The organism is Hydrocoleum sp. CS-953 (genome assembly GCF_002260545.1).
Classification (GTDB): domain Bacteria; phylum Cyanobacteriota; class Cyanobacteriia; order Cyanobacteriales; family Microcoleaceae; genus Trichodesmium.
On the sequence record NZ_LGSU01000469.1, the window covers coordinates 1 to 3,198 of the forward strand.

Below are 3,198 nucleotides of genomic sequence, written 5' to 3' on the forward strand. Positions count from 1 at the left end.
ATACTAAACCTTGACAAATTATCAAAAAAATAGTTTTATTCAAATCACAAATAGTAACAGTAGTTTCTCTCTATCTTCCTTCAGATTCACAAGCCATCTATCAGTTAGAAATAGCTTTAATTTAATCAGATTAAAATGACAGTCAATCGACGATAAATTCATCTTATTTTTTTAGTTTGACAAAAATATCAACCAGAAATAAACCTGCAAAATCGCTCTGTAGATGGAAAAAATTGCTTATTTCTTGCAACCTCATTTATTTGTAAATCAGATAATATATTTAATTTTTGAGTTATAAAAGACCTTCCAATTGACGCCTAATTTTATCTAATTCAGTTTCAGTCTTTTCAGAAGTTTGATCTGGCTCCAATTGCCAATCAGTATTTTCGACATTATTTTCTGGGGGAATAGTCAAAGCACCTGCTGACACAACTTCCCAATCATAATCAACACCCCTACAGAATTCCATAATTTCTTCTTCGTCAAACTCCTCAACTGTGGGAGTAGGAAAATCTTGAGCTTCTAGCAACACAGCAAAGCGAGTCGCATCATCCTCAGACTCAAACATAAATACCTTATTACGATCGCCCATCTGAATTGTATGTATTCCCTCATTTTCAGTTCGAGCATTAAATAGTAAAACAAATATTCGCATAACCTTTCTTAACTTAAATAGATAATTGTTTTGTATATATTAATAGACACAAGGGAATAATGTCTCTAAAATTATATTAATTTGTTTGTCAAGGTAGGGAAGGCGCTCGAATATTTCATAAATAGCAATTTTATAGGTGTTTTTTACTTTTCGGCATTATTTTAAAAGATATTGTNGACCAACATCAAAACTTCTCCGAAAAAAGGAAGAATGGGTAAATATAAAAAAAAGGTAAAAAAAATTATAGATAACTATCTACGATGAATTAGATTAGCTGTTTTTAACTATATCTGATTAAGACCTACCTTTTTGTAGTCTTCTTTTTTCACGAGTGGTATTAGACATCTCCAATAATTAAGAAGTAATATCATGTCCGTTGGTATCGGAGCGTGTAAAAGTTGGGAAAATATCTACCGCCATATCAAATTTTTCCTTCTCTTAAAGCTTCTTCTTCCCTGTTCCCAGTTAAGTGTTCCCTACCTTTGCTATACAATACCGATGCTACCGGACATGATATAAAATTAATTATCCCGTTATTGTTCATCAATTCTTTTCTTTCTCCCTACTTCCTTTTTTCTAGAAATATCTATTTAGCGCTTGCCGATTAAATATCAAAGCATTAACAGATAAAGGTTTGAGCAATTTTAGCTTTAAAATACCTTGGTTTTGAGCTGCTTGATGCACGGTTCCCGAAAAATCAAAAAAAACGGCATTTATGGCGCATCGTTGAGCAAAAAAATTACCGAATAATTAAGGTTTAAAGCCTCCCCTTGGATAGGGGATAATAAATAAAAATTTTCCAGTTTTTCAATCCTCTTCTTGTAAGCATTCAGCATTCAGCATTCAGCTATCAGCTATATTACTTTTAAAGAAGGAAAAAGCAATTGGGAGATTTCTAAAATAGGGAGCATGAAAATGTGGTAGAAGTTAAATGAATACTTGCTTCATTTTTAAACCTTGTCCTTAAAAGCAAGGTCTATAAAAAGCTGTTTGCGTAGCATTCCGTAGGATGAGCTGACCGCTAATAGCTGAATGCTTACCTCTTCTTTTCAAGGAGAGGTAATTCTAAATTCTTAATTCTAAATTCTTAATTCTTGAATCCCCTACTCCTAAAAAAAGACTTCTTCAGCAAACCCTATTTAAGATGTCTAACTAAAGCTTCTCCTACTCGTTGAGCATCGGTTTCTGTCATACCAGAAGTTAAAGGTGGGCAAATATGATTTGGGCACCAACGTTCGGCAATGGGAAAATTTTGACCTTCACAAATACCTTGAAAAACTGGTTGCTGATGACAAGGTATTTCATAAACTGTTCCTCCTAAAAATATTCCTTCTTCTGCTAAAGCTGTTTTTACTTCTTTGGCGTTTTTTCCCTCTGGTAAATGAACAATCAATTTATAATTACTAGCTATATCCATTTTTTCCGTAGAGACAAAAGATAGACTTGCTTCTTTTAAAGGTGCTGTAATTAATTCATAAGCTCGTTGCCTTTTGTTCAACATTTCTGGCAACTTTGCTAAATGAATTCTACCTAGCAAAGCATTAATTTCCGTGATGCGCATACTATTCCCAAAGTCTGTATGTAAACCACCAAAGTCCATTCCTCGCTTTCCTTGGTTTCTGAGCGATCGCGCAATATAGTCTTCTTCTTCATTATTGAGAGTTATCATTCCTCCTTCACAAGTTGTCATAACTTTGGTAGGGAAAAATGAAAAAGCAGCACCGTCTCCTAAATTTCCCGCACTGACACCATTGATTTTGCTACCGTGAGCATGAGCGGTATCTTCCAAAACAAACAACCCTTGCTGATGACAATATTCCACCACTTGGGGAAACTCAGGAGAAATTACACCGCCAATATGAACCCACAAAACTCCAGAAATTTTCTGTAGGGGCTTGGTTACCAAGCCCCTACCAACCTCTACTGCCTCTTTTACCATTGCTAGCGATGGTGCAAATGTTTGTTCATCCATATCGAGATATTGAACTTTTCCGCCAGCGCGAATCACCATAGCAATAGTAGCAAAGTTAGTATTGGTAGGAACTAAAACAGTTGTTCCCTCCACCTTTTTTAAGCGTAAGATAATTTCTAATCCAGACGAACCACTATTAACAGCGATCGCGTATTTAGTACCAACATATTCAGCAAATGCTTGTTCAAATGCCGTGGTATGTTCGCCCAAAATCAACTTTCCAGACCTTAAAATTTTCTCAGATTCTGATAAGAAATATTGAATTTCATCATCTGTAATATCGAAATAAAATGGCTTAATTTGTTGATTTATTGTCATGCTGTTTATTTACTAAATTTCAAATTCAATACTACTTGCCTATATATTTTCTTTAATAGAGTTGTTGGGAAATAAAAGTTGAACAATGCTCAAAAGCTTATTCTATAAAGTTTTCAGGATTTTCTGGTTGAAAAATGCTATAAGCGATGACTAATAAGGGTTTTAGCCATTTTTTTAGCTTAATTCCCAACAACTCTAATATAAACATAAACTCAATTTTTAAATTATACCAAATCCGATTTACCAAGAGCAG

2 protein-coding genes are annotated in these 3,198 nt (G+C 34.2%); both read right to left on the reverse strand.

Features of this window, described 5'->3' with window-relative positions; translation table 11 throughout:
* Positions 1–292: 292 nt before the first annotated feature.
* Positions 293–655 carry a DUF3110 domain-containing protein gene (locus AFK68_RS04710; RefSeq protein WP_094671795.1) on the reverse strand — a complete coding sequence of 121 codons (363 nt, stop codon included), beginning with the start codon at positions 653–655 and terminating at the stop codon, positions 293–295.
* Between the two features lie 1,135 nt (positions 656–1,790).
* Positions 1,791–2,945 carry a DegT/DnrJ/EryC1/StrS family aminotransferase gene (locus AFK68_RS04715; protein WP_094671796.1) on the reverse strand — a complete coding sequence of 385 codons (1,155 nt, stop codon included), beginning with the start codon at positions 2,943–2,945 and terminating at the stop codon, positions 1,791–1,793.
* Positions 2,946–3,198 lie beyond the last annotated feature (253 nt).

Bases quoted from the DNA above. Each gene is read 5' to 3' on its own strand.
- AFK68_RS04710 (WP_094671795.1), bottom strand. From the start codon at position 655: ATGCGAATATTTGTTTTACTATTTAATGCTCGAACTGAAAATGAGGGA.
- AFK68_RS04715 (WP_094671796.1), bottom strand. From the start codon at position 2,945: ATGACAATAAATCAACAAATTAAGCCATTTTATTTCGATATTACAGAT.